Annotated in this window: 17 protein-coding genes and 3 pseudogenes; 6 read left to right on the forward strand and 14 right to left on the reverse strand. The window is 75.1% G+C overall.

The features are described from left to right. Window positions 1-54: 54 nt before the first annotated feature. From SK069_RS20270 to SK069_RS08500, 7 genes and pseudogenes are all read right to left on the reverse strand, one after another. A pseudogene (locus SK069_RS20270) lies at window positions 55-1,101 on the reverse strand (DNA polymerase domain-containing protein). A 463-nt stretch (window positions 1,102-1,564) separates the two neighbouring features. Next, entirely contained in the window at window positions 1,565-2,236 is a 672-nt protein-coding gene (locus SK069_RS08475) for an SDR family NAD(P)-dependent oxidoreductase (RefSeq protein ID WP_319953775.1), read from the reverse strand. Between the two features lie 287 nt (window positions 2,237-2,523). After that, window positions 2,524-3,330 (reverse strand): annotated as a pseudogene (locus SK069_RS08480) (sterol desaturase family protein); the annotation flags it as partial. Between the two features lie 216 nt (window positions 3,331-3,546). Then, on the reverse strand, window positions 3,547-4,236 hold the full coding sequence (locus tag SK069_RS08485; protein WP_319953777.1) for a FadR/GntR family transcriptional regulator: 690 nt from the start codon (window positions 4,234-4,236) through the stop codon (window positions 3,547-3,549). Window positions 4,237-4,247: 11 nt separating this feature from the next. Beyond that, window positions 4,248-5,504, reverse strand: a complete 1,257-nt coding sequence (gene nhaA / locus SK069_RS08490; RefSeq protein WP_319953778.1) for a Na+/H+ antiporter NhaA — start codon at window positions 5,502-5,504, stop codon at window positions 4,248-4,250. Between the two features lie 197 nt (window positions 5,505-5,701). Continuing rightward, window positions 5,702-6,337: a TetR/AcrR family transcriptional regulator gene (locus tag SK069_RS08495; protein ID WP_319953779.1), complete on the reverse strand. Its 636-nt coding sequence runs from the start codon at window positions 6,335-6,337 to the stop codon at window positions 5,702-5,704. A gap of 144 nt (window positions 6,338-6,481) precedes the next feature. Further along, a complete protein-coding gene (locus tag SK069_RS08500; protein WP_319953780.1) occupies window positions 6,482-7,111 on the reverse strand; it encodes a TetR/AcrR family transcriptional regulator in 630 nt (209 codons plus the stop codon). Between the two features lie 197 nt (window positions 7,112-7,308). Between SK069_RS08500 and SK069_RS08505 the strand changes: the two genes are divergently transcribed. The 3 genes from SK069_RS08505 to SK069_RS08515 all read left to right on the forward strand — a co-directional run bounded on the left by SK069_RS08505 (window position 7,309) and on the right by SK069_RS08515 (window position 11,575). Then, window positions 7,309-9,480, forward strand: coding sequence for an MMPL family transporter (locus tag SK069_RS08505; RefSeq protein WP_319953781.1), 2,172 nt, complete (start codon window positions 7,309-7,311; stop codon window positions 9,478-9,480). Window positions 9,481-9,972: 492 nt separating this feature from the next. Further along, the gene (locus SK069_RS08510; protein ID WP_319953782.1) at window positions 9,973-10,923 is read left to right on the forward strand and encodes a spermidine synthase; all 951 of its coding nucleotides are present in this window, start codon (window positions 9,973-9,975) and stop codon (window positions 10,921-10,923) included. Between the two features lie 196 nt (window positions 10,924-11,119). Beyond that, complete coding sequence (locus tag SK069_RS08515; RefSeq protein ID WP_319953783.1) at window positions 11,120-11,575, forward strand: MarR family winged helix-turn-helix transcriptional regulator; 456 nt, start codon at window positions 11,120-11,122, stop codon at window positions 11,573-11,575. Between the two features lie 19 nt (window positions 11,576-11,594). On the opposite strand, the gene SK069_RS08520 is transcribed toward SK069_RS08515, so the two are convergent. The 3 genes from SK069_RS08520 to SK069_RS08530 form a co-directional block, all read right to left on the reverse strand. Beyond that, window positions 11,595-13,103, reverse strand: a complete 1,509-nt coding sequence (locus SK069_RS08520; protein ID WP_406628272.1) for a long-chain-fatty-acid--CoA ligase — start codon at window positions 13,101-13,103, stop codon at window positions 11,595-11,597. A 188-nt stretch (window positions 13,104-13,291) separates the two neighbouring features. Continuing rightward, complete coding sequence (locus SK069_RS08525; protein ID WP_319953785.1) at window positions 13,292-13,726, reverse strand: hypothetical protein; 435 nt, start codon at window positions 13,724-13,726, stop codon at window positions 13,292-13,294. A 239-nt stretch (window positions 13,727-13,965) separates the two neighbouring features. Continuing rightward, a complete protein-coding gene (locus tag SK069_RS08530) occupies window positions 13,966-15,114 on the reverse strand; it encodes a phosphotransferase (RefSeq protein ID WP_319953786.1) in 1,149 nt (382 codons plus the stop codon). A 193-nt stretch (window positions 15,115-15,307) separates the two neighbouring features. Between SK069_RS08530 and SK069_RS08535 the strand changes: the two genes are divergently transcribed. Beyond that, window positions 15,308-16,303, forward strand: coding sequence for an ABC transporter ATP-binding protein (locus tag SK069_RS08535; RefSeq protein ID WP_319953787.1), 996 nt, complete (start codon window positions 15,308-15,310; stop codon window positions 16,301-16,303). Beyond that, window positions 16,300-17,007, forward strand: coding sequence for an ABC-2 transporter permease (locus SK069_RS08540; RefSeq protein ID WP_319953788.1), 708 nt, complete (start codon window positions 16,300-16,302; stop codon window positions 17,005-17,007). The genes SK069_RS08535 and SK069_RS08540 overlap by 4 nt, the downstream gene beginning before the upstream one ends. A 136-nt stretch (window positions 17,008-17,143) precedes the next feature. Here the strand turns inward: SK069_RS08540 and lon are convergent, their stop codons facing one another. The 4 genes from lon to SK069_RS08560 all read right to left on the reverse strand — a co-directional run bounded on the left by lon (window position 17,144) and on the right by SK069_RS08560 (window position 24,759). Next, complete coding sequence (lon, locus tag SK069_RS08545) at window positions 17,144-19,552, reverse strand: endopeptidase La (RefSeq protein ID WP_319953789.1); 2,409 nt, start codon at window positions 19,550-19,552, stop codon at window positions 17,144-17,146. Between the two features lie 384 nt (window positions 19,553-19,936). Further along, a complete protein-coding gene (locus SK069_RS08550) occupies window positions 19,937-22,921 on the reverse strand; it encodes a hypothetical protein (RefSeq protein WP_319953791.1) in 2,985 nt (994 codons plus the stop codon). Between the two features lie 84 nt (window positions 22,922-23,005). After that, window positions 23,006-24,100 carry a UDP-N-acetylglucosamine 2-epimerase gene (locus SK069_RS08555; protein WP_319953792.1) on the reverse strand — a complete coding sequence of 365 codons (1,095 nt, stop codon included), beginning with the start codon at window positions 24,098-24,100 and terminating at the stop codon, window positions 23,006-23,008. Next, window positions 24,097-24,759 (reverse strand): hypothetical protein, encoded by a 663-nt coding sequence (locus SK069_RS08560; protein ID WP_319953793.1) that lies wholly within the window; start codon window positions 24,757-24,759, stop codon window positions 24,097-24,099. Before SK069_RS08560 ends, SK069_RS08555 begins: the two co-directional genes overlap by 4 nt. Here SK069_RS08560 and SK069_RS08565 point away from each other — a divergent pair. After that, window positions 24,725-25,207, forward strand: a pseudogene (locus SK069_RS08565) (S16 family serine protease); the annotation flags it as partial. The gene SK069_RS08560 and the pseudogene SK069_RS08565 sit on opposite strands and share 35 nt — an antisense overlap. Window positions 25,208-26,096: the final 889 nt, after the last annotated feature.

Genomic DNA, 26,096 nt, shown 5'->3' on the forward strand with positions numbered 1-26,096 from the left:
TTCCTGGGAGCCCCCTGAGCGCGCGCGGGCCGCGGTCGCGGCGCGCGCCGGCGGTCAGCGCTCGCGGCGGGCGCGCGAGGGCTGCACGCGCGGCGGCTCGCCGGGCTGCTTGGGGTAGTTCGGCGGCCAGGGGGCATCCGGCAGCCCGCGCTCCTCCTCGTCGACCCGCGCGAGCTCGAGCAGGCCCTCCAGCGATCCGGCGTGCTCGTCGATCGCCGCGTGCGGGTCGCCTTGGGCGGCCAGCAGGTCGGGGACCGTGTCGATCCGGAAGTCGGCGAGCTCGGCGTCGGGCACGTCCTCCCAGCGCAGCGGCATCGAGACCCACGCGTCGGGGACCGGGCGCAGCGACCAGGCGGACGCGACGGTGCGATCGCGCGCGTTCTGGTTGAAGTCGAGGAACACGCCGCGGCGCTCCTCCTTCCACCACTGCGCGCTCGCGACGCCGGGCAGCCGGCGCTCGGCCTCGCGCGCCAGCGCGACCGCTGCGCGCCGGACGCCGCCGAACTCGTGCTCGGGCCGGATCCGGACGTTCACGTGGATCCCGCGGGACCCGGAGGTCTTCGGCCATCCGACGAGGCCGTGCTCGTCGAGGATCTCGCGGACGCAGAGCGCGGTGCGGCGGACGTCGTCCCACGACGCCTCGGGCGTCGGATCCAGGTCGATCCGCAGCTCGTCGGGCCGGTCGAGGTCGGCGCGCCGGACCGGCCAGGGGTTGAGGTCGATCGCGCCCTGCTACAGGGCCCAGACGAGGTGCGCGGCGTCGACGACCACGAGCTCGCGCGCGGTCCGACCGCTCGGGAAGGTCACCGTGGCGTCGGGCAGCCAGTCCGGGGCGGTCCTCGGCAGCCGCTTCTGGAAGAACGGCTCGCCGTCGATCCCGTCGAGGTAGCGCTTCAGCGACCCGGGCCGCTCACGCAGGTGCAGCAGCGCCGGCTCGGCGACGGCCAGGTAGTACGTCACGACGTCGAGCTTCGTGATCGCGCGCTCGGGGCCGCGGCCGTCGCGGCGGTCGGCACGCGGGGGGAAGACGACCTTGCTCGGGCTGGACAGGCGAACCTCCCGGCCGGCGACGTCGATCGTCGTCTCCTCCTTGCGCGCCACGTCCGGAGCCTCCCAGACCTGCCGGGCGGCCGCGAGTCGCGACCGCCGGGTCGCCGGCCGCCGGGCGGTGCCGGAGCGACCGGACGGGGCGCGCTGGCCGTTCGGTCGACCGCGGGAGCGCCTGCGCGCCACGTTCTCGGGCGAGGACAGGTTCCTGGCCCACGTCGCGCCGCCCGGCGGCCGATCCTCCCGGTGTCGCCGCTCCCGTTCACCGATCGGCCGGCGACCACCGCGGACTCCCACCCATCCCGCGCACCCGACCGCCCGGCCGAGGAGCCTGCTCCAGGCCCCGCGTGCCCGAGAGGCCGAGCGGTCGGCCACGGACCATGGGCTCCTCCCTCCGGGGAGGGGCCCCTGGCCCGGCCCGCCTCTCAAGCGCGACGTCGAGGAGGCCGCGGGACGCCCCGGTCCGACGATCCCGGCCGTCGCCGCGCCCGACCACCGGTCCCGGCCCCGATCGCCGTCAGGCGCCGGGCACGTGGACCGACGCCCGGCGCTCGCCGGCCGGGTCGCCGAGGAGGTGCAGGACGGTCGCGGCGAGGTCGGCGGGCTGCTGCCACGTCGCCCGGTCGGCGTCGGGCATCGCCTCGCGATTGGCGGGCGTGTCGATGACCGTCGGCAGGAGCGCCGAGGCCGCGATCCCACGGTCGCCGTACTCGGCGTGCAGCACGTCGACGAACGCGAGCACGCCGCGCTTGGCGACGAGGTATCCCGACGCGCCGGGGAACGGGTGCAGCGCCGCGCTCGCGGCGGTGCACACCACCGCGCCGCCGCCGTCGAGCAGCAGCGGCAGGGCCGCCGCGGTGATCGCGTAGGTCGGCACGAGGTTCAGCCGCAGCATCCGCTCGAACTCCGCGAGCGGCGCCTCGCCGACGAGGCCCGGCTGCGCGAAGCCGCCGACGAGGTTCACCAGCGCGTCGAGCCGGCCGTCGGCGGCGGCGACGACCGCCGCCGGGCCGTCCTGCTCGAGGAGGTCCGCCCGGACGAGCGCCAGGCGCTCGTGCTCGGGGACGCGCGCGAGCTCGGCCTCGGTGACCCAGGGCACGACGACGCGCCAGCCGGCGTCCAGGAGCGCGGCGGTGACGGCGGACCCCAGCCCGCCCGTGCCGCCGGTGACGATCGCGGTGCGCGTCATCGGCGGATCGTGCCAGGCCGGCCGGGCCCGTGGTCCCGCCAGGCGCCCGCGCCGCCCGGGCCCTCCGGCGTGGCAGCACCGGCATCACCGGCCGCGAGGATCGCGGGGCTCGCGCCGTCCGCCCGGGACGCCACCACCGACGCACCGGCGCGGTCGGCGCCGGTCGCCCCGACCGACGGCCCGGTCGGCGCCATCGCGGGCGCCGGAGCGGACGCGCGAGCGCCCTCGGGCGCCGGCGCGGGCGTGGAGCCCCCATGGGCGTCGGCCCGATCGGCGTCGCCGGGCTCCGGGCTCCACCCCGGGCCGTGGAGCAGGTAGCCCGCCCGGGTCCGCCAGTCCGGAGCTCGCCGGACGTCGCGCAGCATGTCGGCCCACTCGTGCGTGGCCACGCGGACCGGGTTGTAGGTCTCGATGTTCGTCGTCAGGCCGTAGCGGACGCGCTCGCCCTCGGGCTCGAACGTGCCGAACAGGCGGTCCCAGATGATGAGGATGCCGCCGTAGTTCTTGTCGAGGTACTGCTCCTGGCTGCCATGGTGCACGCGGTGGTGGCTCGGGGTGTTGAAGAACCACTCGATCGGGCGCGGCAGCTTGTCGATCGCCTCGGTGTGCAGGAGGAACTGGAACAGCAGGCTCCACGTGTGCGCCAGGACGATCATCCACGGCTCGAAGCCCACGAGCGGCAGCCAGAGCCAGAACAGCAGCCCGGTGAACGGCGTCCAGTCCTGGCGCAGCGCCGTCGACAGGTTGAAGTGCTGCGAGCTGTGGTGCACGACGTGCGTGGCCCAGAACATCCGCACCCGGTGGTGCCCGCGGTGGTACAGGTAGAACGCGAGGTCGTCGGCGAAGAACAGCAGGACCCAGGTCCACCAGTCCGCGGGGTCCAGGCGCAGCGGCGTCAGCGAGTAGAGCCCGGCGTAGACGGCGATGACGACGAGCTTCCAGCCCGCCGTGATCGCGACGTTCCCGAGCCCCATCGAGAGGCTCGTCGCGGTGTCCTTCGGCTCGTAGCCGACGAAGTCGCGCTCGTCCGGGTCGGCTTCCCCGTGGTGGTCGTGGTGCGCGGCGAGGCGCAGCGTCAGCAGCTCCACCGCCATGAAGACGACGAAGAACGGGATGGCGGTGAGGATGAGCTTGTCCACGGCGGTCTCCAGAACTGGTTGGACCAGTTGATCCACTGGTTATACCAGCAGCCGCCGCCGGTGTGGACAACGTTCGTCGAGGCGTCCCGACGACCGCCTTCGGGCGCACCGCGGGGCGCGCGACCGCCGGCGCATCGCCGGGCCGGCTCGAGCCCGCGATCGGCGGCGACCTCAGACCGCCGCGGCGTCGGCGCGCAGCTGCGCGGCGACGATCGCGGCCGCGCGGTCCGCGTCACCCTCGCGCACGGACGCCGCCAGCAGCTCGAGCGCCGCGCGGTCGCGCGGCACGAGGGACGCCGCCAGGCCGGGGAAGGCGGCCAGCGCCTCGATCAGCGTGTTGAGCAGCAGCCGGTAGGCGACGTTGTCCGCGCCGTCGACGATCGCGCGCCACAGGTCCTCGTAGCGCTCCACGAGCACGTCGTCGTGCTCGTCGAGGGCGGCGATCGTCGCCTCGACGAGCGCCGCGGCCCGCTCGCGCGCGGCCGCGTCGGCGCCGGCGACGGCCCGGCGGGCGGCGTCGGTCCCGATGAGCGCCCGAAGCTCGAGCACGCTGCGGGTGATCTCCGCCGGCGGGGCGTCACCGCCGGCGCGCATGAGGTCCAGCAGGACCTCGAACCCGCCATGCACCCGCCAGTCCCGCACGCGCGTCGCGCCGCCCTGGCTGATCCGGATCAGGCCGGCCTGCTGGAGGCGCTTCAGGGCCTCGCGGACCGCGTGGCGGTTGACGCCGAACCGCTCGGCGAGCGTCCGCTCCGAGGGCACCGCGTCCTCGGGCGCCAGGGCCCCGTCGAGGATCTCCCGCCGCAGCGCCTCGTGCACGACGTCGGAGACGCGGCGCGGAGGAGCGGGCGGCGCAGGCATCGCGCGGGGTTCTACCAGCGCTCGCGTCCGCGCCGCGTCCGTCGCCGCGGGCCGTCCGCTCCGGCGGACCGCGCCGTGTCGGTCCGTTCCGGGCGCGTCGTGCGGCGCAGCGCGACGACGCCGACCGCCGCCGCACCCAGCGAGGCCGCGAGCACGCCGACCTTCGCCTCCTCCCGCAGCAGCGGGTCGGAGAACGCGAGCTCCGTGACGAACAGCGAGACGGTGAACCCGATGCCGCCGAGCCATGCGGCCGCCGCGATCTGGCGCGGCGGAGCGCCGGCCGGCAGCTCCCCCAGGCCGAGCCGCCGCGCCGCGAGCGCGGTACCGGCGATGCCGAGCAGCTTGCCGAGACCGAGACCGAGCACGACGCCGATCGTCACCGTCGAGCTCGCCGCCCGCTCGAGCGCCGCGCCGTCGAGCGGGACGCCGGCGTTGGCCAGCGCGAAGACGGGCACCACGGCGAACGAGCTCCAGGGGTTCAGCGCGTGCTCGATCCGGTCGGCGGCCGCCGCGCGCAGGGTTCCCTCGGGTCGGACCACGGGGACGATCAGGCCGAGGGCGACGCCGGCGATCGTCGGGTGCACCCCGGCGTCCTTCACGAGCAGCCAGAGCGCGAGCCCGGCCAGCGCGAAGCCCGGCCAGCGCCACGCGTGCATCCGCGGGCGCAGCGCCACGAGGGCCACCACGACGACGAGCGCGCCGAGCAGCGGCAGCACGGCGACGCCCTCGGAGTAGAAGACCGCGATCACGGCGATCGCGCCGAGGTCGTCGACGATCGCCAGCGAGAGCAGGAAGACCCGGACCCCGGGCGCGACGCGGTCCCCCATCGCCGCGAGCAGCCCGACGACGAACGCGATGTCGGTCGCCATGACGATCCCCCAGCCGTGGCCGCCGGGGCCGCCGGCGTTCAGCGCGGCGTAGAGCAGCGCGGGCACGACCATCCCGCCCAGCGCGGCGATCGCCGGGATCGCGGCGGTGCGGCGGTGGCGCAGCGCCCCGACCTGGAGCTCGCGGCTGATCTCGATCCCGACGACGAGGAAGAAGAGGGCCATCAGGCCGTCGTTGACCCAGTGCCGCAGGTCGAGGTCGACGGCGACGTCGCCGACCCCGAGTCGCAGCTCGGTCGCCCACAGGTCGGCGTAGGCCTCGCGGGCCGGCGTGTTCGCCCAGACGAGGGCGACGAGGACCGCGACGAGGAGGAGGGCGGCGGCCCCGCGGTCGTCGCGCAGACGTGCGAGCAGCGCGGAGCGGGGGGTGGGGCGGGACACGGTGGAGGGACCTCCGGGCAGGCGTCGTCAGCGACGCCGACCAGCCTTCCCGGCACACCAGGGCCTCGCGACCCGTCCGTCGAGGATACCGCCGGAGGCGGTAGCGCCCGGCGCCCCTGCCGCCCTCGCGCACGCGCCTCGACCGACGTCCCGGGCGACCGATGAGGCGGGGTCGGCCGCCGGGTCCCCGCAGGCCGCTAGGGCACGTAGACCCGCAGGCCGTCCCAGCAGAGCGCGAAGTAGTGCTCGACCATCTCGTCGCGCGTGATGCCGGGATTCCGGCGCCACCAGCGGGCGAGCTCGACGCCCATCCCGTTCAGGGCGCTGCCGAAGACCTCGAGCCGCTGGGCGTCGACTTCCGGCGCCGAGACCTTCAGCAGGCCGGTGAGCAGCGCCGAGGTCCGGTGGCGCATCTCGTTGGCGCCCTCGGCCGCGGGCCCGTCCTTCGGCATCCCGCCGCCGAAGAGCACGTCCCACTCGCGCCCGTGCTCCTCGACGAAGGAGAAGTACGCGCCGATGCCGGCGCGGAGGCGCTGCTCGGCGTCGGTCTCCGGCGCGACCGCGGAGGCGAGGCGGTCGTCGAGCTCGCTGCGCGCCCGACGCAGGCAGGCGAGGTAGATGCCGTCCTTCGAGCCGAAATGGCGGTAGACGACGGGGCGCGTGACCGCCGCCGCGGCGGCGATGTCGACGATCGACGTCGCCTCGTAGCCGCTGGCGGCGAAGAGGCTCAGGGCGGTGTCGAGGAGCTGCTCCTCGCGGAGCGCGCGCGGGACGCGGCCGTTCGGCAGGCCCCCGAGATCGGGCCCGGTGGCCGCTGCGGGGGTGGTGGACACCCGGGGAACGCTATCGGGCCGGCCCGCGGAAGTCCCGCGGCGATCGCGCCGGCCGGGTGCCGGCCGGTGCCGGCGGCCCGCGGCGGCATGACGACCAGCCAGCCGGCGGACCGCGACCGACGCCGCCGTCCCCGGTCCGGACGGTCAGTCCTCGCGCAGGGCCTGGATGCCCGCGTCGACGAACGCGAGGGCGCGATCGAGCTGCAGGAGCATGGCGTCCCAGTCCATCGTCTCCGGCGCGCACTCGTGCGCTTCCTTGTGGTCCGCGCCGAGCACGTCGAAGACCGCGAGCGTCGCGGCGGCGGCCATCCGCGCCTCGAGGGACTCCCCGGCGAGCCCGAGATCGTCGGCGATCGCCGCGGCGAACACGCGCTCCATCGACGAGATGAGCTCCTGCTCGACCGCCTGGAGCGCCGGGTCCGCGGCGATCACGCGACGCCGGGCGAGGGCCTGGGCCTCCTGGGCCCGCCAGGCGGGCAGCTCGTCGACGATCCAGGCCCGCAGCGCCTCGGCGGCGCGCTCGCCGGGCGCGCGCTCCCGCAGCCGGCGCTCCAGGCGCTCGCGCTCGTCGGCGGCGTCGGGGAAGAGCAGGTCCTCCTTCGCCGGGAAGTACGCGGAGACGGTGCGCGGCGCCACGTCCGCCGCCTCGGCGATCTGGGGGATCGTCGTGGCCGCGAACCCCTGCCGGTCGAAGAGCTCCAGGGCCGCGGCCGCGATCGTCGCCCGGCGGCGCTGCTTCTTGCGCTCGCGCAGTCCGACAGGGACCTCGGTCATGTCTCAACCGTAGCGAACTCTGCAATGCGTGCAGAAACGCACACGACGCAAGTCTGCAGGACGTGCGAAAACGCGACTCCTGCGGTAAGGTCGCGGCGCCTCGAGCGTGGCGCGACCGCGTCGAGGCCGCCGCGCGGCACCCGTCGCCTCCCGAGGTCACGGTCGCCCGCGTCACCGTCCCACGTCCCAGGAACACCATGTCCGACGCTCTCGCTCGCCTCGCGCGGGCCATCTCCCACCACTGGAAGCGAAGTCTCGCGATCGCCATCGGCGTGATCGTGCTGCTCGGGGTCGCCGCCGGCGCCGGCGGCAAGGCCGCCGACGACTTCGAGGTCCCCGGAGCCGAGTCCCAGCAGGCGGTCGACCTCTTCCGGGCGCACGCGAAGGCGCTCGCCGGTGCGGACTCGACCCTCGTCTTCTCCGTCAAGGACGGCAAGATCACCGACGCCGGCCCGAAGGCCGCCGTCCAGGGCGCGCTGGCGCAGGTCGAGAAGCTGCCGGGCGTCGCCTCGGTCGCCGACCCGTTCGCGCGCGGCGGGCAGCTCTCGCCGGACCGCACGCTGGCGTCCGTCGACGTCCGCTACGACATCGAGCCGACCGACATCGAGAAGGAGGACGGCGAGAAGCTCGAGGACGCCGCCCGCACCGCCGAGAAGGACGGCGTCTCGGTGGCGATGCGCGGCATCGTCGTCGACACCGCCGCGCAGCAGGAGGCCCCGGTCGGGGAGCTCGTCGGCGTCGCGATCGCGATCATCCTCCTGACGCTCCTCTTCCGCTCGAAGGCGGCGATGGGCGCGACGCTCCTCGGCGCGATCCTCGGCGTCGCGGTCGGCCAGATCCTCCTCGCGGCGCTCGCCAAGCCGCTCGGCCTGCCGGAGTTCGCGACGACGATCGCGGTGATGCTCGGCCTGGGCGCCGGCATCGACTACGCGCTGCTCATCGTCAGTCGCTACCGCGAGCAGGCGGCCGAGGGCGACAGCGTCCGCGACGCGGTCGGCAAGGCGGCGGCGACCGCCGGCTCGTCCGTCGTCGCGGCGGGCCTCATCGTCATGGTCGCGATCGCCGGCCTGCTCGTCATCGGGATCCCGATGATCGGGAAGATGGGCGTCGGCGCCGCGATCGGCGTCGCGGCGGTCGTCATCTCCGCGCTGACCGTGCTGCCGATCTTCCTCGGTGCGTTCGCGAAGTGGCTGCGGCCGGCCAAGCGCGCCCACGTGGAGCCCTCGCGGGCGTTCCGCGCGTGGGGCGAGCGCGTGACGCGGCGGCCGTGGCTGTCGATCGGCGCCGGCGTGGCGCTGCTGCTGATCTTCGCCGCGCCGATGCTGCACATGCGCCTCGGCCAGCCCGACGACGGCAACCAGCCGGCGGACAAGACCCAGCGCATCGCCTACGACCAGCTGACGAAGGCGTTCGGCCCGGGCTCCAACGGCCCGTTCCTCATCGCCGTGGACACGCCGGGCGGCTATCAGGCCAACGCGGCGCCGGTCGCGAAGCTCCGCGACGCGGTCGCCGGGGATCGCGGCATCGTGAAGCAGGGCGTCGTGGCCGTGCCGTCGGAGGACGGGCGGATCGCGACGATCTTCGCCACGCCGACCTCGGCACCGCAGGACGAGAAGACGACGAAGACGCTCGAGCGACTGCGCGACGACGTCATCCCCGCCGCGACGGAGGGCACGCCGATCGCCGGCAAGGCCTACGTCGGCGGGCAGACCGCCGGGTTCCAGGACTTCTCGGACAAGGTCTCCCGCGGGCTGCCGCTGTTCTTCGCGGTCGTCATCGGGTTGTCGGTGCTCCTGCTGATGGCGGCGTTCCGGTCGTTCTGGATCCCGCTGGCCTCGGCGGTCTTCAACCTGCTGTCGATCGGCGCCGCCTACGGCGCGGTCACGGCGGTCTTCCAGGACGGCGTGGGCGCGAGCCTCATCGGGGCCGACAGCGGCGTGCCGATCGTGTCGTTCATCCCGGTGATGCTCTTCGCGATCCTCTTCGGCCTGAGCATGGACTACAACGTGTTCCTGCTCAGCCGGATGCACGAGGCGTACAAGGAGGGCGACGGGCCGCGCGAGAGCGTCATCAACGGCATGGCGAGGATCGGCAAGGTCGTCCTCTTCGCGGGGCTCGTGATGGCGTCGGTCTTCCTCGCGTTCGTCACCCAGGACGACGTGATCGGGAAGATGTTCGGCGTCGGCCTCGGCCTGGCGATCCTCATCGACGTCCTCATCGTGCGCCTGCTCATCGCCCCCGCGGTGGTGACGCTCCTGGGCGACAAGGCGTGGTGGATGCCGAAGTGGATGGACCGCCTGATCCCGAACGTCTCGCTCGAGGGGCACCTCGTGAAGAACGTGGATCCGAAGGGCGAGCCCGTGCAGTGATCGCGAGGCCCTCGTGGTCGCTGACCAAGGAGGTCGTCGTCCGGACCCGAGAGCCAGGCTGGTGGCCTGACCGAGGGGCCGGGCGGCGAGATCCGCCGGTCAGCGGCCGCGAGGGTCCGTGAGCGCTGCACGGGCTCGCCCCCGGGCGAGCCCGTGCAGTGATCGTGGATGCCCGGTGGGCGCCGACCGAGGAGGTCGGTTCCCGGCCCTGAGAGCCAGCTCGGTGACCTGACCGAGGGGTCGCCCTCGACGAACGGCTCGCCCTTGGGCGAGCCGTTCGTCGTTCTCGCCACGCCCGGCGCCGCGAGAGCGACGCTCGGCACGTCATCGATGCCGATCGTCGGGCTCGCGCCCGCCCCGATTCGAGATCGCCGTCGGCGACGTGCCCGGCAGGCGGGCACCGGATGCGGCGCGGGGAGGGTCGGGAGCGTCCCGCGCTCGGTGACCGGCGGGTGCGAGCCGGGCGGAGGGGGCGCGCCGACGATCCGCGTCGTGGCTCGAGGGCACCGAGCTCGCCGCCCCGGGCGCCGGGCGAGCTCAGCGCTAGCATCGCCGCGTGCTTGCTGGCGCTCCGTCCTCCCGCACGCCTTCGTCGCGCCCGGCCGCGACGAGCGGCTCGCCGCGCCGGGCTGGCTGATCATGGCCGGGCGGGGGCGCCGCGGCGGCGGCCGGCCGGCCGTCGTGCGCGCGACGTCGAGCATCGGCCCGCTGGAGCTCGAGCCCGACCCGCGGCGCCGGGGCGGGCGGACGCTGCTCATCGACGGGCTCGTCCACGGGTACGTCGACCTCGACGACCCGACGCACCTCGAGGTGGACTACGTCGCCCGGATCGGCGCGGCGCTCGAGGTGCTCGTGCCGCGCGGCGCGGCAGCGCGCGTGCTGCACCTCGGGGGCGGCGCGTTCAGCCTGCCCCGGTTCCTCGCCGCGACGCGACCGCAGGTCGAGCAGACGGTCGTCGAGCGCTCCACGGCGATCGTGCGACTGGCCGAGCAGCACCTGCGCCTGCGCCGCACGGACCGCCTGCGCGTCGTGACCGCCGACGCGGCGCGCGCCGTGCGCCGGCTCGAGGACGGCGCGTTCGACCTCGTCCTGGGCGACGCGTTCGTCGGCACGGAGACCCCGGACGCGCTGACGGGCGCGTTCGCGGACGAGGTCCGGCGGCTGCTCGCGCCCGGCGGGCGCTACCTCTGGAACGTCGTCGACCAGCCGCCCTGGCCCGTCGCCGCCGCGGAGCTCGCCGCGCTGCGGGAGCGCTTCGCCCACGTCACGGCGTTCGGCGGTCGCGAGGTCGCCCGCGGACGCCACGCGGGCAACCTCCTGCTGCTCGCGAGCGCCGCGCCCCTGCCGCTCGAGGCGCTCGCCCGGCGGCTGGCGGGCGGCGCGCACCCCGCGGAGCTCCTGGCCGCCGGCCGGCTGGCGTCGCTCGCCGACGGCGCGGGCTGATCCTGGGTCCGCCGAGGCGCCCCGGCGACGCGCGGGCAGCAGCGCGAGCTGCGGCTCGTGCTCGAGCTCGCCGCCAAGGACGTCCGGCGGATCCGGCAGCCCCGGTCCCGACCGGGCCGCCGGACGGGACCGACGTCGGGTGCGGATCGGGGAACCGACGCCCGGTGCGGCCGGGCGCGCGCGTAGCATCGCGCCGATGCCCTCACCCGCCCGAGCGTCCCACCGCCTGAGCGCCGACGAGCTGGCCACGTGGGAGCTGTTCCTGCGGTCCCACGCCCAGATCAACCGCCGGCTCGAGCAGGATCTCGCCGCGCACGACCTGACGCTCAGCGACTACGACGTGCTCGTCCAGCTCGTCCAGGCCCCGGAGGGCTGCCTGCGGCCGATCGAGCTGAGCCGGCGGGTCCTGCTGACCCGCTCGGGGATCACGCGCCTCGTCGCCGGGCTGGAGCGTCAGGGACTCGTCGAGCGCCGGCCGGCCCCGGAGGATCGCCGCGGCCAGCTCGTCCAGCTCACCGAGGCGGGGCGCGAGCTGGTGCGCGAGGCCGGACGCACCCACGCGCGCGGCATCCGGGAGCTCTTCGCGGATCGCCTCGACGCCCGGCAGCTCGCGACGCTCCGCGAGCTGCTCGTGCCGCTCACCGCCGACTGACCCGCGCCGGCGCCCCGGGTCAGGCGGAGATCTCGCGCTTGAGGATCTTGCCCGTCGGCCCCTTCGGCAGCGCGTCGACGATCTTCACCGTGCGCGGGTACTTGTACGCCGCGACCTGCGCCTTGACGTGCTGCTGGAGCTCGTCCTCGGTCACCGACTGACCGTCCTTGAGGGCGACGACGGCGGCGATCTCCTCGCCGAGCTCGTCGTGCGGCACGCCGATCACGGCGGCCTCGGCGACGGCCGGGTGCTCGTAGAGGACCTCCTCGACCTCGCGCGGGTAGACGTTGTAGCCGCCGCGGATGATGAGGTCCTTCTTCCGGTCGACGATGAAGAAGAAGTCGTCCTCGTCCTTCTTCGCCATGTCGCCGGAGGCGAACCAGCCGTCGTCGCTGATGGCCTTCGCCGTGGCCTCCGGGTTGCGCCAGTAGCCCTTCATGACGTTCGGGCCCTTGATCTGCAGCTCGCCGACCTCGCCGACGCCGACCTCGTTGCCCTCGTCGTCGACGAGCCGCAGCTGCACCCCGTCGATCGCGACGCCGATCGAGCCCGGCTTCAGCGGCAGGTCCGCCCGGCTAAACGACGCCACGGGCGAGGTCTCCGAGAGGCCGTAGCCCTCGAGGATCGGCGAGCCGAACGCCTCCTTGATGCCCTTGAGCACCTCGACCGGCAGCGCCGAGCCGCCGGACACGAAGAGTCGCAGCGAGCTCGTGTCGAAGTCGCCGCGCTTGGGGTGGTGCAGGACGGCGCCGTGCATCGTCGGGACGCCCATGAAGATCGTCACCCCGTCGCGCTGCACGACCTCGAGCGCCTTCGTCGGGTCGAACCGCGGCAGCAGCGTGACCTCCGAGCCCGTGGCGACGGAGACGTTCAGCGTGCAGGTCTGGCCGAAGACGTGGAAGAACGGCAGGCCGCCGAAGAACACGTCCTCCTCGCTCGGGTCGAACAGGCCGATCGAGGCCTGCACGTTGGAGCCGATCGAGTGGTGGGTGAGCTCGGCGCCCTTCGGCCGGCCGGTCGTGCCCGAGGTGTAGAGGACGACGGCGGTGTCGTCGCCCTCCTTGTGGGCGACCTCCTCGATCGCCGGCGCCGCCGCGACGCGCTGGGCGATGTCGGTCGGCTCGACGAGCAGGACCTGGGCGTCGCCCTCGGCCTGCTCGGCGCCGCCCTCGGCGGAGGCCGCGAAGTCGTGCCAGGCCAGCAGGACCTTCGCCCCGGAGTCGTCGAGGTAGTAGGCGACCTCGCGCGGGGACAGCAGCGGGTTCATCGGCACGACGATCGCCCCGAGGCGCAGCGCGCCGTAGTAGGCCATCGGGAAGTGCGGCGTGTTCGGGAGCATGATCCCGACGCGGTCGCCGTCCTCGACGCCCATCTCGCGCAGCAGGCCCGCGACGCGCTGGCTCGCGGCGTCCAGTCCCGCGTAGGGCACCGCGATGTCGTCGAGCCGGATCGCGATCCGCTCGGGGTGCTTCGCCGCAGTGGTGGTGAGGAGCGTCGCCAGGTTCGCGTTCGTGCCCATGAGCGCCATCCTGCCAGCCCGGCGCCCGGACGCGGGAGGGACCTCTGCCCAGCACGGAGCCCGTGCGCTGTGCAGGGTGCCCCGTCCCGCGTCCGGTCGAGGCGTCGAGGCGCCCCTCTCGGGCTCCGGTCGGTCGAGCCGCGACCGACCGAAGGTGGGCGACGCGACCGGAGCGGCCGACGTCGGACGTGGGTCGCTCAGGCGCGGACGGTCCCCGCGAGCGCGTCGAGGAGCGCGTCGGCGCGTCCCGCGGTCTGCAGCTCGAGGGATCCCTCGAGCCCGGCGCCGGTGATCGTGACCTTCGTGCCGAACCTCGCCGGTGCCGTCGCGACGACCGCCGTCGCGCGGTCGAGCTCGAGCAGCACGCCGGTGGCCTTGGGCGTGCGGCTCCAGCGGACCTTCGGCTGCGACAGCGCGTACAGGCGGTCGCTCGTCACCGCGAGGAGGAACATGTCGGGCAGGCCCTGCGCAGCGCGCTTGCCACGGTGGCGCTGGATGGCGCCGGCCGCGCCCGAGACCTGACCGAGCGCGAGGGCGGACAGGCCCTTCGTGCGGGTGCAGGGGCCGCAGGCGACGACGGGTCCGGGGACGACGGCCTCGGCGGCGGTGAGGTACTGCTGATCGTTCGGCATGGGCGGCATCCTGCGAACCGGGGCCGGCGACCACATCAGGGGGTCCCCTGAACCCCCTCCCCCATCCCGTGCGGGTCCCGCACCTGCTTCGGACGACTCGAGTCACCCAGGTACCGAATCCCCTACCCAGACGACTCGAGTCACCCAGGCACCGAATCCCCTACCCGGACGACTCGAGTCACCCAGGACCGGAATCCCGCGCCCGAACGACGCGCGTCACCCAGATCGTCTCGGCGGGGTCAGCTCGCCGCCCACCGCGGGGCGTCGGCGTCCCCGCGGAGCGCCGCCAGGCGGACGTCGACCTCCGGGTCTCGCGCCGCGCGCGAGGTGCGGGGCTGGGCCGCCACGAGCCACAGCGCCGAGGCGAGCTCCCGCAGGTCGACGAACGCGTCCTCACGCGGGTCCCGCGGCGGACCGTAGGCCTCGCGGGCCGCGTCCCACCACGCCGGCGATCCCCCGGCGTAGCGTCGGGCGTGCAGCGCCGCGGGCGCGAGGTCCCAGGCGCGGGGACCCCGCGCGACGAGGTCGAGGTCCAGCAGCACGGCCCCCTCGGCGCCGAGCAGGACGTTGCCGGGGTGCGCGTCACCGTGGACGACCACCGCGTCCCGTTCCCATCCGGCGACGGCGGCCAGCCGCGCGTCGCGCAGGCGACGCAGCAGCGCGCGCTCGTCGTCGTCGACCGCCGGGTGGTCGTCGAGCCCGGCGAGCCAGCCGTCGATGATCGCCGGCTGCCGCCAGGGACCGAGCACGACCGGCGCTGGCCCAGGTCGCGCCACCCCCGCCACGACGTCCGCGTCCCGTTCGCCGTGCCCGACCAGGCTCGACGAGGCGTCCGCGTCCCGTTCGCCGCCACGCGCCGACCTCGCCGCCGCGTCCGGGCCGCCGCCCTCGTCCGTCCTGGCTCCGAGGTCCCCTCCCGGCCCGGCGAGGTCCGCCGTTCCGTCGTGGAACCGCCGCAGTAGCGCGCCGAAGGCCGCGCCGTCGACGCGCGCGTCGGGGTCGTGCGGGATCCATCGCCACGTCGTGACCCAGTGACCGCCGCGCGCCGCGCCCGGATCCGGCCTCCGTCCCGGCGCGGACTCCCGGCCCGATTCCGGGGCCCGCGCTCCCCGCGGCGCCGGATCCGCGCCGACGAGCACCGACTCGCCCAGCGGCTCGACGACCGGGACCCCCGCGGCCGCCGCATGGCGCGCCACCGCGACCTCCGCGGCGACGGCCTCGTGCTCGCGCCCGGCCGGCGCCACGCGCACGACGACGTCACCCACGCGCGCGGTCGCGTTCGTGCCGAGCCGCAGGATCCGCGGCTCGACCGACGGGAGCCCGAGCGCGGCCGCGGCCGCTCGCAGGAGCGGCAGCGCGTCGGTGCTCGTCCACGCGCGACGACTCACCCGCCCATCTTCCCGCGGAGCGTTCGCCCGCGATCCGTGCCTGGCGCCTGGACGCTCGTCCAGGCCGCGGGGACCCTCGCCCTGGACGCGACGCGGGACCCGCTCACGGGCGGGCGAGCGCCCGGCTATCGTGCGGCGGGCCCGCGTCCCTCGCCGGCGCCGCCGCGCGCGGCACGTCCTCCGGAAGGCCCGCATGGACCACGTCATCTCCCTGCGCAACGTCACGAAGCGCTTCGGATCGAACACCGCCGTCGACGACGTCACGATCGACGTCCCGTCCGGCCACTGCTACGCGTGGCTCGGCCCGAACGGCTGCGGCAAGACCACCCTGATCCGGATGATGCTCGGGCTCGCGCGGGCGTCGTCGGGGCAGATCGTGGTGCGCGGCAAGCAGGTCCCGAGCCAGGGCCGCGAGGCGCTCTCGCGGGTCGGGGCGATCGTCGAGGAGCCGCGCTTCTACCCGTACCTCAGCGGGCGCGCGAACCTCGAGATCTGGGCCGCGCACCAGAGCGCCGACGCGAAGGCCGCGATCGGCGGCGCGCTCGATCGGGTCGGGCTCTCGTCGCGCGCGGGCGACAAGGTCGGCTCCTACTCGCTCGGCATGCGCCAGCGACTCGGCGTCGCGCGGGCGCTGCTGAACGACCCGGAGCTCCTCGTCCTCGACGAGCCGACGAACGGCCTGGACCCCGCCGGCCTGCAGGAGTTCCGCGGCATGATCCGCGAGCTCGTGGCCGAGGGCCGCAGCGTCTTCATCTCCTCGCACATCCTCAGCGAGGTCGAGAAGATGGCCGACTCGATCGCGATCATCGAGAAGGGGAAGGTGCTCGCGTCCGGTCCCGTCGAGGACCTCATCCGCGGAGGGCGCCAGGCCGTGGGCGTGCGCGTGGACGACCCGGGGCGCGGCCTGCCGGTCCTGCGCGGCCTGCCGTTCGCGCGCGAGGTCCGCGAGACGGACGTGCCGGGCGCCTACGAGGTCCTCGTGGAGGAGCTCGCCGACGACCAGCTGCTGGCGACGGGTCGCGAGCTCTTCGCCGCCGGGATCGGGGTGCTGGAGCTGCGTCCGGTCCGCGAGACCCTCGAGCGGCGGTTCCTCGAGCTGACCGGCGACCACGCCGGCGAGCTCGCGCGCGCGGAGCTGGGGGACGTGCCCCCGGCGGACGACGCCCCGACCGGAGGGACCGACCGATGATCGCGCTCGTGCGCGCCGAGACGCGCCGGATCACGGGCCGCCGCGGCTCCTTCTGGGGCGGACTGGGCTTCGTCGCCACCATCCTCGTGATCGCGGTCCTCGCCAACGGCGACGACGGTGCCGACAAGCTCGAGGCGACGAGCACGATCGGCCGCTACGCCGGCCTGCTGTCGGTCGTCGTGATGGGCGCGCTGGCCGGCTCCTACGACACCGCGAACGGCACGATGCGCTACCTCGTGCTGACCGGCGTCCCCCGCTGGCAGCTCGCCGTCGTGCGGCTGCTGGGGATCATGGTCACCACGATCCCGATGGCGCTGCTGATCCTCGTCGTCGCGCTCGTCACCGCCGGCGGGTCGTTCGACGGCACGGACGTCGGCAACGCGGTCTGGGCGACGTTCTCCACGCTCTGGGTGTGGGGGGTCGTCTGCGCCGCGATCGGGATGCTGCTGCGCTCGAACGGGCCCGCGATCGCCGCGGGCGTGGTGCTCTTCTTCGGCGGGTCCCTGATCACGTCGCTGGTCTACGAGTACCTCTCCGAGACGGTCGGCAACTACCTCTTCCCGGGGCTCTTCGCGCAGGTCTCCGAGCTCTCGGACGACGACGACTTCAAGATCTCGCTGGCGGCGGCGTTCGTCGGGCTGGCGGTCTGGATCGCGGCGATCGTCGCGCTCGCGATCGGGCGCGTCCGGCGCGACGAGTACTGATCCCGTTCGCCGCGCCGCGGGCGTGGTCCCGGCTCGCGGTCGAGCGGGACCCACGCCCGGCGGGGCGGATCCGGCCGGGTGCGGTCCCCGGCCGTCAGCGCCCGACGGGCCCGCACGCGTACGGGCCCGTCGTCGGTCAGGCGGTCTGCGTCACCGCGACCGGCCGCTCCTCCAGCGCGACGGCGAGGACCTCGTCGAGGCTCATCGTCGGGTGGAACGTGATCGCGTCGCGGACCTCCTGCGGCACGTCGTCCAGGTCGCCCCGGTTGCGCTCGGAGATCACGACGTCGGTCAGGCCGGCGGCGTGGGCGGCCAGCGACTTCTGCTTCAGCCCACCGATCGGCAGCACCCGGCCCTGGAGCGTCACCTCGCCGGTCATGCCGACCGTGTGCTTCACCGGACGCCCGGTGAGCAGCGACACGAGCGCGGTGACCATGGTGATGCCGGCCGACGGCCCGTCCTTCGGGATCGCGCCCGCCGGGACGTGGACGTGGAACTCCGCGTCCTCGAACCGCTCGGCGTCGATCCCGAGCCGCTCGGCGTTCGCGCGGACCCAGCTCAGCGCGATCCGCGCGGACTCCTTCATGACGTCGCCGAGCTGGCCGGTCAGGACGAGCCCGCCCTTCGAGCCCGACACGGGGATCCGCGTCGCCTCGATGAACAGCACGTCGCCGCCGGTCCCGGTCACCGCCAGGCCGGTCGCCACGCCCGGCACCGCCGTGCGCGCCGCCGACTCGTGGAAGACCTTCTGCCGGCCGAGCGCGTCGCGCACCCGGTCGAGGTCGATCCGCACCGGCGCCTCGTCCTTGCCCGAGGCGATGCCGGTGGCCGCCTTGCGCAGGAGCTTGCCGACCTCCCGCTCGAGCTGACGCACGCCGGACTCCCGCGTGTACTCGTCGACGACGAGCCGCAGCAGGTCGTCGCTGATCGTCACCTCGTCGTCGCGCAGCGCGTTGGCGCGCCGCTGCCGCGGGACGAGGTGATCGCGCGCGATCGCCGTCTTCTCGGCGACGGTGTAGCCGTCGAACGGGATGAGCTCCATCCGGTCCAGCAGCGGCGCCGGGATCGTCTCCAGGCTGTTGGCCGTCGCGAGGAACAGGACCTGCGACAGGTCGAGCTCGACGTCGAGGTAGTGGTCGCGGAAGCTGTGGTTCTGCGCGGGGTCGAGGACCTCGAGCAGCGCCGCGGACGGATCGCCGCGCCAGTCCGCGCCGACCTTGTCGACCTCGTCGAGCAGGATCACCGGGTTCATCGTCCCGGCGTCGCGCAGCGCCCGGACCAGGCGGCCCGGCAGCGCGCCGATGTACGTGCGGCGGTGGCCGCGGATCTCGGACTCGTCGCGCACGCCGCCGAGCGCGATCCGGACGAACTCGCGGCCGGTCGCCTTCGCGATCGACTCGCCGATCGACGTCTTGCCGGTGCCGGGGGGCCCGACGAGGGTCAGGATCGTGCCGCCGTCGCGGCGGCGCGACGCGGCGGGGCGGCGCGGGGCGTCGTCGCGGCGGGGCGCGTTCTCGTCGGCCGCGTCGTGGTCGGTGCCGGCGGCGGCCACCGGCGCCTCCCCCGCGTCGAGGCCGCGGTCGGCCCGCAGCTTCTTGACGGCCAGGAACTCGACGATTCGGTCCTTCACGTCGTCGAGGCCGAAGTGGTCGGCGTCGAGCACCTCGCGAGCGTGCGTCGGATCGAGGTTCTCCTCCGACCGCGCGCCCCACGGCACGGCGACGAGCCAGTCGAGGTAGTTGCGGATCATCTGGGCCTCGCCGGAGCCCTCGCCGCCCATCCGCTCGAAGCGGGCGAGCTCCTTGTCGGCCTGCTCGCGGACGTGCGCGGGCATCCCGGCGTCCTCGATCTTGCGCCGGTACTCGTCGACGACCGAGGCGTCGTCGTCCCCGAGCTCCTGGCGAATCGACTCCATCTGCTTGCGCAGGAGGTACTCGCGCTGCTGCTTCTGGGCGCCGGACTCGACGTCCTCGCGGATCTTGCGCCGCAGCTGCAGGTCGGCGAGCCGCTCGCGCAGGACGCGCAGGGTCAGCTCGAGCCGCTCGGTGACGTCCAGCGTCCCGAGGATCTCGATCTTCGTCCCGACCGGCAGCTCGGGGTCGTAGCCGACGGAGTCGGCGAGGGTGCCCGGCTCCTTGATCGCGCGCAGGACGGCCGCGACGCTGCCGTCGTCGCCGCGGAGCTGCAGCAGCTCCTCGATCGTGGCGCGCAGCTCGCGCTCGAGCTCGCGGGTGCGACCGTCGACGGGCACGTCGTCGGGCCGCTCCTCGACGGTGACGCGCAGCTCGCCGGTCGGGCCGGTGTGGGCGGCGCCGGCGACGCCGCGGGCCTCGCCCTCGAAGAGCGCGCCGCGACCGCCGCCGGGGAGCCGGACGCGGCGCTTGACGCGCGCGATCGTGCCGACCTGGGCGAACTCGCCGTCGGTGCGCGGCACGAGCAGGACGCGCTCCTCCTCGCCGGGGTCGACCGGCAGGGTGACGTCCATGGTCGGGAAGACGACGAGGTCGTCGAGCGGGATGAGGAGGAGGTTGGAGGTGGTGGACATGCTGGCTGTGGTCCTCGGGACGGAGGGACATCGACCGTGCGAAGGACCACCGAAGATGGTCATCCACCGATCGCCTGATGAGATCTTAGCGCTATCGACGCAGATCTACTAATGCCCAGATACGAAGGGGCGGCGGACCCCGGGAGCTGCCCGGGGCGAGGGCCGCGAGGGCCCGCGGCGAGGCGCCGTCCGGGAGCACCGTCGTGAGGGACGGAGCGGGGCGGGGCGGGGCGGGGCGGGGCGCGGCGAGACGCCGATCGAGGAGGGCGCAGCGACGGCCCAGGGGCCCTTCAGGGCGAGGAGGCACCGAGCCGGACGCGTCGGCCGACGGGAACGACGGGAGCGGCGGCACCGACGAGGGGCAGCGAGGTCGAGAGGGGCGGGTCAGGGGTGCGCGACCGGACTGGCGTCCGGGCGTCGCGGCAGGCGCAGTCGCGACCACGATCGCGGCCGCCCGCCCGCCCTGGCGCGTGCGGCCTGCACGACGAGCCCGGCGCCGACGGCGCCGACGAGCACGAGCGCCCCGGCGACGTCGAGCAGGAGGGTCTCGGACGCCGGTTGCGCGGCGGTGATCGCCGCGGCCGCCACGAGCACCGCCGCCGCACCGCGCCGCACCGCCGCCACGAGCGCGAGCGGCAGGAGCAGCAGCAGGAGGGCCCAGCGCACGGCCGGCGCACGGACGACGTCCTGGTACGCGGCGAGGACCCGCAGCGGCGGCCGCTGGACGACGTCGGGCGCGATCCAGCCGGCGCGCTCCCGGCGGCGAACGGCCTTGCGCAGCTCGGGCAGCGGGACCGGCCGGCTCAGCCGCACCGGGTCGCCGGGGCCGCTGCGGACCTGCTCGCGGAGGCGCCCCTCCTCGATCTCGGCGATCGCGCGCAGCCGCGGGGCGATCGCCTGCTGCCGCGCGCCGAGGTCCAGCGGGGCCAGCGCGCGCCCCTCGACCCAGGTGCGCCGCCAGGCGCTCCGCAAGCCGGAGACGATCGCGGGAGGCGCGCCGCCGACGGCGTCCAGCCAGCGCTCCAGGAGCACCCGCTGCGTCGCGGCGTCGCCGGGCGCGGTCGCGCGGACCCGGCCGGCGAGCGCGGCGCGGGAGGTGTCGTCGCCCCCGGTGACGCAGAGCGGCCGCAGGTCCGCCGCGACGTCCGGCGGGCAGGTCGAGCGCTGCGCCGCCGCGACGTAGCGGCTGAAGGGCGCCGCGGCGTCGAGGCGCAGCCGGCCGCCGACGACGTCCCAGGTGTCGACGGTGACGAGGGTCAGGACGACGAGCGGCACGACGGCGACCGCCCCGGCGTGCAGCGCGGCGCGGCGCGCGCCGGCCCCGGCGCGAAGGCCCGCGGCGGCGACCGCCGCGGTCGCGAGCAGCGCGACGATCCATGCGACGGTCCCCGGCAGGTCCAGCAGGACGAGCGTCGCGGCTGCGCCTCCGGCGACGGCGCGCCACGCTGACGGCCGCGGCACGGCGAGCAGCAGCACCGCGAGCGCCAGGCCGAGGAAGCCGAGCGAGGAGGCACCGGCGAGGTGCTCCAGTGCGACCCGGTCGGGATCCAGGCCGATGAGCGCCGCGGCCCCGACGCCGGCCCAGCGCGGCGCGCCGAGGCGACGGACGACGACGTAGGCGAGCAGCACGCAGACGAGGCCCAGGAGGTGCTGGAGGCCCGCGGCGACGCCCTGACCGATGCTCAGCGCCTCGTGCAGCCGGGCCCAGAGCGGGTCCGCGGGCGCTTGCACGAGGTCCGACCAGAGCCCGTAGCGGGCCTGGACGATGGCCGCCTCGGTGCTCTCGCGGTCGGTGATCGCGGGCTGGATCGCGAGCATCGTGGCGATCCGCAGCAGCGCGGCGGCGCCGAGGACGACCCACAGCGCGCGGGGCGCGCGCCCCGCCGCCGCGCGCGCCGCGACGAGCGTCCGCGAGGCCCGGGCGCGAGCGCGCGCCCGCCAGGCGCCTCGGCCGCGCCAGCGCGTCCGTACCCAGGCGGGCGCCCCCATGGCCTGGAGCGCGAGCAGCGCCGCCGCGGCCGCGAACGGCTGGGCCGGGACCGCGTAGCGCGGGTTGTAGAGCTGGATCGCGGCGCCGCCGGCGATGAGCGTCCCGGCGACCGAGCCGAGCAGCGCGACGGGTCGCCGGCGCCCCCGGCCGCGTGCGAGGCCGAGGGCGACCGCGACGAAGGTGGGCAGGAGCAGCCACGGCCAGAACCGCGTGAGCTCCTGGATCCGCGCCGCGAGCTCGAGGCGTCCCTCGTCGCTGCGGTACGAGGAGGCGAGGCCGCGGTCGCGGAGCGGCCCGATGGTGCCGCCCTCCGCCGCGCGCCAGCGGACGTCGGCGGCGAGCTCCTCCTGCGGGCCGACGATCTGGGCGGACCGGCGCTGCGCGTAGGCCGGCCAGGCGGAGCGGACGACGTCGCGGAGGCGGACCGCCGCCGACTCGAGCGGCATCTGCCGACGGACCTCCGCGGCGAAGCGCGCCAGCTCGTCGTTGCCCGGTCCCGGACCGCCGAAGTGCTGCAGCGCCGGCGAGGCGTCCATGAGGAACCAGTAGGCGCGGACGTCGGGACGGTGTCCGGCGCCGGTCGGGCCGCTCTCGCAGAAGCGCCGCAGGTCGGCGGGCAGGGTCATCAGGTCGCAGTCGGCGATCTGCGCGACGCGCCCGTACGCGCTCCACCCCTCGGCGATCGAGAGGCTCGCCCGCCCGGTCTCGACCTTCCGGTGGTGGAGGTAGGGCCCCATGAGCGCGCCGGCGCCCGCGACCCCGGCGAGGAGCAGCGCGACGCCGCGCAACGACGGGCGCGGGCCGAGGAGCCAGACCGCGAAGATCGGCAGCAGGAGGAGGCCGACGGTCCGGACGATGACGCCGGCGACGAGGACCGTCCCGAGCGCGGCGGCGAGCAGCGCGAGGACCGGGAGCGGCCACGCGGTCCGCCGGTGCTCGACGATCGCCGCCAGCAGCAGCGCCAGCGCGAGCACCACGAGGAACGCCTGCTCGCTGACGAACGTGTGTCCGAGCACGACGACGTCGCCCGACGCCGCGGCGACGAGCGCCCCGCCGCCGGCCGCCCAGCGCGCGCCGCCCAGCAGTCGCACGGCCGCGTAGATCGCGGCGGCCGCCGCCAGCCCGGCGAGGTGCTGCAGCACGATCGCCCCGGACGCCGACCCCGCCAGGTCGAACGCCCAGCGCAGCGCGAACATGTAGCCGGGCGGGTGCAGCGCGTTGCCGACGGTCGACCCGCCGAGCGTCTCGGCGACGAAGACCGCGCCGTCGGCGTTGTTCAGCAGCCCGGGCGACGCGGCCAGGAAGAGCCCACCGCGGAGCGCCGCGCCGAGGGCGAGGATCGGCCCGAGGACGACGAGCTCCGGGAGCAGGGCTCGCATCCACCGGCGGCCGCGAGGGAGACGGAGCCGTGGTCGGTGCACCTGCGGCTCGACCCTAGCGAGCGTCTGCGCCGATGGTCTTGGTCAGCGCGCCGGGCCGACCGTGGCGAGGGAATCCGCGACGATGTCCGACGGGCTCTGCTCCATCCGGACCGGAGCTCGCCGCCACGATCCGGGATCGGCGAGGAATCGCCGCAGCTCGGAGACGTCGTTGCCGGTCAGCGGAACCGACCCGTCGAGCCCGACGGACCGCTCGCTGCGGTCCCGGTGCACGGCGCACGGGTGCCCGAGGTAGCCGCACTCCTCTTGGCTCCCGCCGGAGTCCGTCACGAGGAACGCGCTGCGCCGGAGCAACGGGATGAAGTCCTGGTACGGCTGCCTGGGGATCCGCCGGAAGCGGTCGCCGTCGAAGAACCGCTCGAGCCCGTGGTCCGCGATCGCCGCCGCCGTGATCGGGTGGTCGACGAACAGCAGGCGGTCGCGGGCCGCGACGCCGGCGAGGATCTCGAGAACCTCGGCCAGGTCCTCGGGGCGCCGCAGCAGCTCGAAGCGGTGGATCGAGACCAGCCCGAAGCGCTCCGGGACGTCGAACGGCAGCGGCCGCGACGGATCGAAGAGGTTGTCGAAGACCGTGTTGCCGCCGGTGTCGACGATCACGCCCGACGTGTGCTCGCGGCGGAGGTTCTCGACGGCCTCCTCGCCCGGGCACAGGTGGTGCTGGACCAGCCGGCTGACGAGGCGCCGATTGAGCTCCTCCGGGAACGGCGACTTCCACGAGCCGCTGCGCAGGCCCGCCTCGACGTGGACGACCTCGAGGCCGAGCAGGCGACCGACGAGCGTGCCGATCACGGTCGTGAACGTGTCGCCGTGGCCGACGACCACCGGCGGTCCCCCGGCGCTCGCGACGGCCAGCAGGTCGCGGCGCTTGCGCAGGATCTGGACGGCGAGCTTGATCCCCCACGGCGGGATGTCGGTCGTCCGCTCCAGGTCGCGTCCGCCGGCGCCGCGCCCGAGCCACAAGTGCGGACGTGGGATCCCGAGCGCGTCGCTCATCGGGTTGATCTGCCGCGCCTGCTGCCCGGTGCAGACCATCACCGGGACGATCTCGCGGTCGACGAGGCGCCGGACGATCGGTGCCAGCTTGATGAGCTCGCCGGTGGTGCCATACGTGATGATCACTTCGGGGTCTCCTCCTGACCGCCGTTGAGCCGGTGCTTGATGACGCCGCGACAGATGCCCAGGGAGGAGACGGCGGCGAAGGGCAGCGACAGGGCGGAGAGGAGCAGCGCGTCGCCCGCGTCGACCTTCCGTCGCAGGGCGAACGCGAGGCTCGCTACGGGCAGCAGGGCGCTCGCGAGCAGCGTCCGCGGCCACCGCAGCGCGACGAGCACCCCGGCGATCGTGGCGAGCGGGAACGCCCGCACCAACGCCGTGAACCGCGTGCCCGGGACCGAGAACCCGTCGTAGAAGGTCGTGCCGCGGTAGAAGACCTGCTTGAAGAAGCCCTTCGCGGTGGTCCTCGGCTCGTACGTGCACCCGAACGTCGGGGCAAGCCAGATGCGGTGGTCCTCGGCAATCCGACGCATCACCGCGGTGTCGTCGTTGACCAGGCGGTCGTCGCCGACGCGCGACCGGAACTCGGCCATGGCGCCGCGCATGAGCTCCGTGCGCAGCAGCAGGCAGCCGGTGCCCTTCGGGTAGTGATCGAAGTCCTCCAGGCCGAACGACGTCTCGCGCCGGTCGCCGTAGTACCTGAACCACGCGATCTCGGTGACGGCGCGCCAGAACCGTCCGAAGAAGGGCGGGCTCGTCCTGACCGGCCAGCTCGGCGACGTCATGAAGGAGTCCGCGCGGATCGCGCTGAGCTGGGTTCGGGCGAACGCCGAGCGGCTCGGGATCGACGCCGAGCGGTTCGAGGACGCGGAGTTCCACGTCCACGTCCCGGCGGGCGCGATCCCGAAGGACGGGCCGTCGGCCGGCATCACCATGGTCACCGCGCTCGTGTCGCTGCTCACCGGGCGTCCGGTGAAGCACACGGTCGGCATGACCGGCGAGGTGACGCTGCAGGGCCGGGTGCTGCCGATCGGCGGGCTGAAGCAGAAGTCGCTGGCGGCGCACGCGGCGGGGCTCACAGACGTCGTGATCTCGGAGCGCAACCGGGGCGACCTGGACGACGTCCCGGAGGAAGTCCGCGACGCCGTGACCTTCCATCCGACGATGACGCTCCACGAGGTGCTCGCCGTCGCGCTGGAACCGCTTCCGGCGACGGTCCCGACGACCGCCTGAGCGGACGATCCGCCCCCCCCCGGGGGCGTCCCGATCGGGACGCTTCCGGGGGGCGCCGAGGCCCGTGACCGAGCGCCCCTGGACGTTTGTTGGCGCTCGATCCTGCGGCACGGTAGTTTTCGGGGTCCGGGGGACCACAAAGCTTCCCGGGGCGCCGGCTGGGATCGGTGTCGAGATGTCCACCGATCCCAGCCACACCGCGGCATCTCGAGCGAGACGTCCGAGCGTGACGAACGCGGGTTGTCCGTCCGCTCCTGCGCATCGTCCACGGGGGACCGTCGCGGAGCCTGGAGTGTTGCACGCACCGTCCACGGGTGACCCCGGTCGGCCCGGATTCGACGGACGCGCCCGACGGTCGTGGGGACCGCGACCCGCCGGTCGGCGGACCCGGAAACGCAACGCGGGTGAACGTCCGCCACCTCGCGTTCTCCGCTCCCCCCGGGCGCGCAAGAGCCGGACGCGCGCCTCCCGCGGTCGGACAGGCCCGCCCTCCCGCGTCCGCGCCTCGTCCAGACCCCTGGCGCCAGCGGTTGGCGATCGTCACGCTGGCGCGCTGCGGCACCGTCCCGGTGCCGCCCCGCGTCCCCGACGCGGTGTGGCTGGGGTCGACGCGGACGTCGCGTCGATCCCAGCCGGCGCCCCGGCCGCACGGAGGCCGGGCCGGCCGGGCGCGCACTGGTCCGGGCGAGCGATCCTCGCTTCCCGGCGGGTCCCAGCACGAGTTCGGCGGCGCGCGCGGCCGACCACGATCGCCTCTGAGGCCCTCCCCGCCCGAGGGGGCGCGGACGACAGGGCGCGGCCGGGCGCGGTCGGCGCCCGGCGTGGACGCCGACGGGTGCCACCGACGCGCGCCCGGGCTGGTGCGAAGCCGGGCGGGACGCGGCCGCGA

This window comes from Patulibacter brassicae, assembly GCF_033949425.1.
In the GTDB taxonomy this organism is placed as follows: domain Bacteria; phylum Actinomycetota; class Thermoleophilia; order Solirubrobacterales; family Solirubrobacteraceae; genus Patulibacter; species Patulibacter brassicae.